Source organism: Streptomyces spongiae, from assembly GCF_009377185.1.
Lineage (GTDB): Bacteria > Actinomycetota > Actinomycetes > Streptomycetales > Streptomycetaceae > Streptomyces > Streptomyces spongiae.
The window spans coordinates 1-5,137 of sequence record NZ_VJZC01000664.1 but is presented as its reverse complement, the minus strand read 5'-3'; the positions used below and the strand labels follow the sequence as shown (position 1 = coordinate 5,137).

The following is a 5,137-nucleotide window of genomic DNA, read 5'->3' as shown; positions in this document are numbered from 1 at the left end:
ACGCGACACCAGGTCCAGCCCCCCAACCCCCCGCGCACCTCGATGTGAGGGGATGGATACCCGTTCCAGGCGGGCCACCCGCAGGCGGGCAGGGATCCGGCCACACTCCGGCCGATCTGTTACCCCCGGACGGACTCAGCCCAAGATCAACGGCATCGGCTTACAGGTCGAGCTGGTAGTGCAGGGCCTTGCGCGTGGGGACGTACCCCAGTGCGTCATTGAGGCGCCGCATGTGCGTGTTGCTGTCCGCCGTATCGGTGACCAGGCCGGCGAGTTCGGGGTGGCTGGTGCGGGCGACGCGGATCGACTCGGCCTTCATCCAACGGCCGAGGCCGTGGCCGCGGTGCTCGGGCAGGACGCCGGTGCCGTAGTGCAGGCCGTCGCCCTTGCCGTCGCCCGGCACGACGAGTTCCGAGAAGCCGACGATCGAGTCGTCCGACTCGTCGACGGCGGCCACCGTGGTGAGCAACTCCCCGCGGTCGGCGATGGCCTTGGCAGCGGCCAGAACCCGCTCGACGTCCCAGACCACGACACCGTAGTCGGTGTCGTCCATCGGCATGTCGTCCATCGCACGGCGCGAGTCGGCGAAGGTCCTGGCCAGCTCGTCGGGGACGGCACCGCGCCATGACACGAGACGGTAGCCAGGGTGCGGTCGCTCGACGATCGCGTTGATCTCGTCAACCTTGGCGCTGTCCAACTCGTCCAGCGCGAGCCGGGCATACGTCAGTGTCAGCACCCTGCGGAACCCACTGGCGGCAAGGAAGTGATCGCCGGGCGTGCCCGCGTCGGCCTCGGCGATCACCGACCGTCTGTCCACGTCCCGCGCGGCAGCCACCGCCGCCTCGAGGAGCCGTGACCCGACCCGTCTGCGCCGCTCCGCCGTGTGCACGTTCAACCGCAGCTCGGCCAGGTGTTCCTGCCCCTCCCGGGTGAACACCCGCAGAAACGCGGACCCGAGCGGATCACCGTCATCCCCGCCGGCCAGCCACGCGAGGCGATAGCCAGAAGCGGTGCGGTCGGGCTCGGTGAGGGCAGTGATACGCATGGGCAAGGCAGCTCCGGGGCAGTCAACGGGGTCGAGTACGGCCACAGTTGATCACGCAACCGGCTGCGGGGACAGTGAATTCGGCGCAGCGGAAGGGGAGTCCGCGCGAGGAACGCGAGCGGCTCAGCCGTTGGGCCGGAGCGTCCAGACAACCGTCATCTCGCCGGTCACCGCGCCGTCGCCGCGCTGGATGGCGACGGAGACGGGGAACTCGGGGCGCTCGCCTGCGTCGAGTTCGGCGACGACCTCGGTGGCGGGGCGGCCGAGCGTGGCGGTGGCCGTGACGGGGCCCATGGCGAGCTTCTTGTAGGAGATCTCGGCGCTGACCGCGAGCGGTACGGCGCGGGAGAGCTGCTCCCCGAACGCGGCCAGCACGACCGCTCCGCTGGCCGACTCACCCAGCGTGAACATCACTCCGGCATGCGGTCCCCCGACGTGGTTGTGGTACTCGCCCTGGTCCGGCAACGACACCACGGCCTTCTCCGGCGTGGTCTCCAGGAACTCCAGGTTCAGGGTCCTGACCAACGGCACCGTGGCGGCGAGCATCTCGCCGATCGACATCTGGTCTGCGCTCATACCCGGAGGTTACCCACGAGTAGCCTCGCTTGGCCAGGGTAGCCGGGCGATCCCCTGATACAGGGCTGACGAACGGACGTCACCGAAACGTGTCGCGGGCGCCACTAGGGTGGCTGCCCATGTGGCCAGGACAACAGCAGCCGCCCGGGGGCGAGCAGCACCCCCAGGACCAGAACCCGTACCAGCAGCCGGGTTACCAGCAGCCCAACCCGTACCAGCAGCCCGGGTACCAGCAGCCCAGCCCCTACCCGCAGCAGCAGTGGGGCGCGCAGGCACCGGTCGGCGCCCCGCGGCCGCCGGGCGGGGGCGGTGACGGGAACAAGACGAAGATCACCGCCGTCGTGGCGGCCACAGCCGTCGTGATCGCGGCCGTGGTGACCGGTTTCCTCGTCCTCGGCGGTGGCGAGGACGAGGAGGCCGGGGGCGACAACGGCAAGGGCAACGCGACGGCGAGCGCGTCCACCGACCCCAGCACCCCGGCATCGAGCGACCGCGCGGACGATCGCACGGACGACGGTGAGGACGACTCGCGCAGCGCCGAGGAGGAGAAGCCGACCGTCGCGGGCTGGAAGGTCGTCATCAACCCGAAGTACGGCACGGTGTTCGACGTCCCCGCCGGCTGGGAGGTCGGCACCCCGGGCAGGATCACCGGCTTCGAGTGGAAACAGGACGGCAAGACCGGCCAGATCAGCGTCAGCGCCCCCGCCTACCTCAAGCCCAAGTGGTGCACGAGCGACGACGACAAGGACGGCACGAAGGACCAGACCCCCCTGGCCATCACCGGAACGAGCGGTGACAACGGCGCCAGTTCCACGAACCAGGCGGCCGAGAACCGGGTGCCCCTGTATGTCTACGGCGGCTACACGCAGCCGGACACGAAGAGCATCACGTACACCAGGGCGAAGTCGTACACCACCAAGTCCGGACTCACCGGAAGCCTCGCCACGGCCTACTCGGCCAACACTCCCCAGAAGGGCAAGTGCGACAGCGACGGCAAGGCCATCACGTTCGCGTTCAAGAACGGGTCCGGCGATTTCGTGGCCTGGAGCCTGTTCGGCGCCAAGGGGGTCGACGGGGAGGTCCCGGAAGCCACGGTCCAGAAGATCCTGAGCACGGTGCGCCTGGTGAAGGACTGACCCACCGGATGACGTCCCCGTTCCGAGTCCGAAAACATGTTTGGCAAGTCGGCCTCGCGGCGGCGATAGTCGCCCAGTGACCTCACCCGCCACCTCCCGCTTACGCCCCGCCTGGGCGGGCCGTAACTACACCCTGCTGACCGCCGCCGCGGTCGTCACCAACCTGGGCAGCAACGGCGCTTTGATCGCCGCGGCGTTCGCGGTCCTGGAGACGGGCGGCGACGGTGGTGACGTCGGCCTGGTCGCGGCGGCGCGGACGCTGCCCCTGGTGCTGTTCCTGCTGATCGGCGGCGCGATCGCGGACCGGATCCCCCGGCACCATGTGATGGTCGCGGCGAACACCCTCAACTGCCTCTCGCAGGGCGCCTTCGCGGTGCTCGTCCTGGCCGGCGAGCCACAGTTGTGGCAGATGATGCTGCTGTCCGCCCTCGGCGGCACGGGACAGGCGTTCTTCAACCCGGCTGCCGAGGGCATGCTGTTGGCCTCGGTCACCAGTGAGCAGGCGGGCCGCGCCTTCGCCCTGTTCCGCTTCGCGTCACAGGGCGCGACGCTGAGCGGCGCGGCCCTCGGCGGTGTGATGGTGGCCGTGGTCGGGCCCGGCTGGGTGCTCGCTGTGGACGCGGCGGCGTTCGCGATCGCCGGAGCGATGCGCTCCTTCCTCGACGTGAGTCACATCCCGCCGCGCGAACCGGGAGGCGGCCTGCTCGCCGATCTCCGGGATGGCTGGCGGGAGTTCACCGGCCGCACCTGGCTGTGGGCGATCGTCGTCCAGTTCTCCCTGGTGAACGCGGTCATCGTCGCGGCCGACTCGGTCTACGGCCCGCAGGTTGCCCGGGACCATCTGGGCGGGGCGGGCCCGTGGGGCCTGGCGCTGGCGTTGTACGGGGCAGGCATGGCGGCCGGTGCGCTGCTGATGACCCGCTGGAAACCGCGTCGGCTGCTCCTCGTGGGCATCCTGTGCGTGTTCCCCTTCGCTCTGCCGTCCGCCGCGCTCGCCGTGCCCGTGCCGGTCGTCCTGCTGTGCGTGACGATGTTCGTGAGCGGTCTGTCGATCGAGGTGTTCGGCGTCTCCTGGATGACCGCCCTGCACCAGGAGATCCCCGAGGAGAAACTGTCCCGCGTCTCCGCGTACGACTGGTTCGGCTCCGTGTCGGTCGTGCCTCTCGCCACGGCGCTCGCGGGCCCGGCGGAGAGCGCCTTCGGCCGGTCGGCCGCCCTGTGGGGCTGTGCGGCGCTGGTCGTGCTGGCGACGGCGGCGGTGCTGTGCGTGCGGGACCTACGGAGTCTGACGCGGCGCAGCAAGCCGGTGGCCCAAGGATCGCCGGACGGCGAGACCGGACGGAAGCCCGCCCCGGAGGACGGATCGGGCGACGGATCGGGCAAGGGACCGGACGGCGGATCAGCCGATACCGAAGGCCCCGTCGGGCGGCTCGGGTGACGGTACGGCGTCCTCCTCGCGCACGGGCGTGGCGGTGCCGATGAGGTCGCGCAGCGCCCTGCCGTGCTCGACCCGCGCCGGGAAGGCGTCGGCGGCGGTGCGGCGGGTGAGCGCGGGCGTGTCGAGCGGGTGGTGGGCGGCGAGGAGCACGGCGTTGCCGAAGCGGCGGCCGCGCAGCACGGCGGGCTCGGCGATCAGCGCGAGCTCCTCGAACACCGCCGCGAACGTGGCGAGTTGGGATCCTAGGAAGGTGAACGGCGCCGCGTCGGCGAGGTTGGCCAGGTAGACACCCCCGTCACGCAGCACCCGCCCGGCGGCGCGCGCGTACGCCACGGTCGTCAGGTGCGCCGGGACCCGCGAGCCGCCGAAGACGTCCGCGATCAGGACGTCCACGGAGTCGGCCGGGGCGCTTTCGAGCCACTCCCGGGCGTCCGCTCCGTGCAGGGCGATCCCATGGCCGTCGGGCAGGGGCAGGTGCTCCACGACCAGCTCCAGCAGCCCCCGGTCGGCCTCCACCACGTGCTGCCGCGAGCCGGGCCGGGTCGCCGCGACGTACCTCGGCAGGGTGAGCGCTCCCCCACCGAGGTGCAGCACGTCGAGCGCCCGCCCCGGCTCGGCGACCGTGTCCAGCACGTGCCCCAGCCGCCGCGCGTACTCGAACTCCAGATGCGTGGGCGCGTCCAGGTCGACGTACGACTGCGGCGCCCCGTCCACCGTCAGCAGCCAGGCCCGCTCCCGGTCGATGTCCGGCATGAGCTTGGCGGTGCCGTGGTCGGTGAGACGGCTGACGGGTATGGACTCGGTCACGGCTCCATTGTGCCGTGCACCACGCCCCGACAGGGGCGCGGGGAACTGCGCGACCAGCCACAACGGACCCGCAGTCCCCCACACACAACAACCAGCCCCTTCAGTGGACCGAAGTCACCGTCCCCGCCCCCACAG

The 5,137-nt window shown here is 71.1% G+C and carries 5 protein-coding genes; 2 read left to right on the top strand and 3 right to left on the bottom strand.

Translation table 11 applies throughout. The features are described 5' to 3' along the window. Positions 1–160: 160 nt before the first annotated feature. Both FNH08_RS44105 and FNH08_RS44100 read right to left on the bottom strand, forming a co-directional pair. Complete coding sequence (locus FNH08_RS44105; protein ID WP_152777135.1) at positions 161–1,045, bottom strand: GNAT family N-acetyltransferase; 885 nt, start codon at positions 1,043–1,045, stop codon at positions 161–163. Between the two features lie 123 nt (positions 1,046–1,168). Continuing rightward, complete coding sequence (locus FNH08_RS44100) at positions 1,169–1,606, bottom strand: DUF4442 domain-containing protein (RefSeq protein ID WP_152777137.1); 438 nt, start codon at positions 1,604–1,606, stop codon at positions 1,169–1,171. A gap of 134 nt (positions 1,607–1,740) precedes the next feature. On the opposite strand from FNH08_RS44100, the gene FNH08_RS44095 reads away from it, so the two are divergent. Beyond that, the gene (locus FNH08_RS44095; RefSeq protein ID WP_152777134.1) at positions 1,741–2,757 is read left to right on the top strand and encodes a hypothetical protein; all 1,017 of its coding nucleotides are present in this window, start codon (positions 1,741–1,743) and stop codon (positions 2,755–2,757) included. A gap of 76 nt (positions 2,758–2,833) precedes the next feature. Next, entirely contained in the window at positions 2,834–4,195 is a 1,362-nt protein-coding gene (locus FNH08_RS44090; protein WP_322726432.1) for an MFS transporter, read from the top strand. Here FNH08_RS44090 and FNH08_RS44085 read toward each other — a convergent pair. Beyond that, entirely contained in the window at positions 4,157–5,002 is an 846-nt protein-coding gene (locus tag FNH08_RS44085) for a spermidine synthase (protein ID WP_322726431.1), read from the bottom strand. The genes FNH08_RS44090 and FNH08_RS44085 overlap by 39 nt on opposite strands. Positions 5,003–5,137 lie beyond the last annotated feature (135 nt).

Excerpts from the sequence above, each read along its gene's own strand:
- FNH08_RS44105 (WP_152777135.1), bottom strand. The coding sequence starts at position 1,045 with ATGCGTATCACTGCCCTCACCGAGCCCGACCGCACCGCTTCTGGCTAT.
- FNH08_RS44100 (WP_152777137.1), bottom strand. The coding sequence starts at position 1,606 with ATGTCGATCGGCGAGATGCTCGCCGCCACGGTGCCGTTGGTCAGGACC.
- FNH08_RS44095 (WP_152777134.1), top strand. The coding sequence starts at position 1,741 with ATGTGGCCAGGACAACAGCAGCCGCCCGGGGGCGAGCAGCACCCCCAG.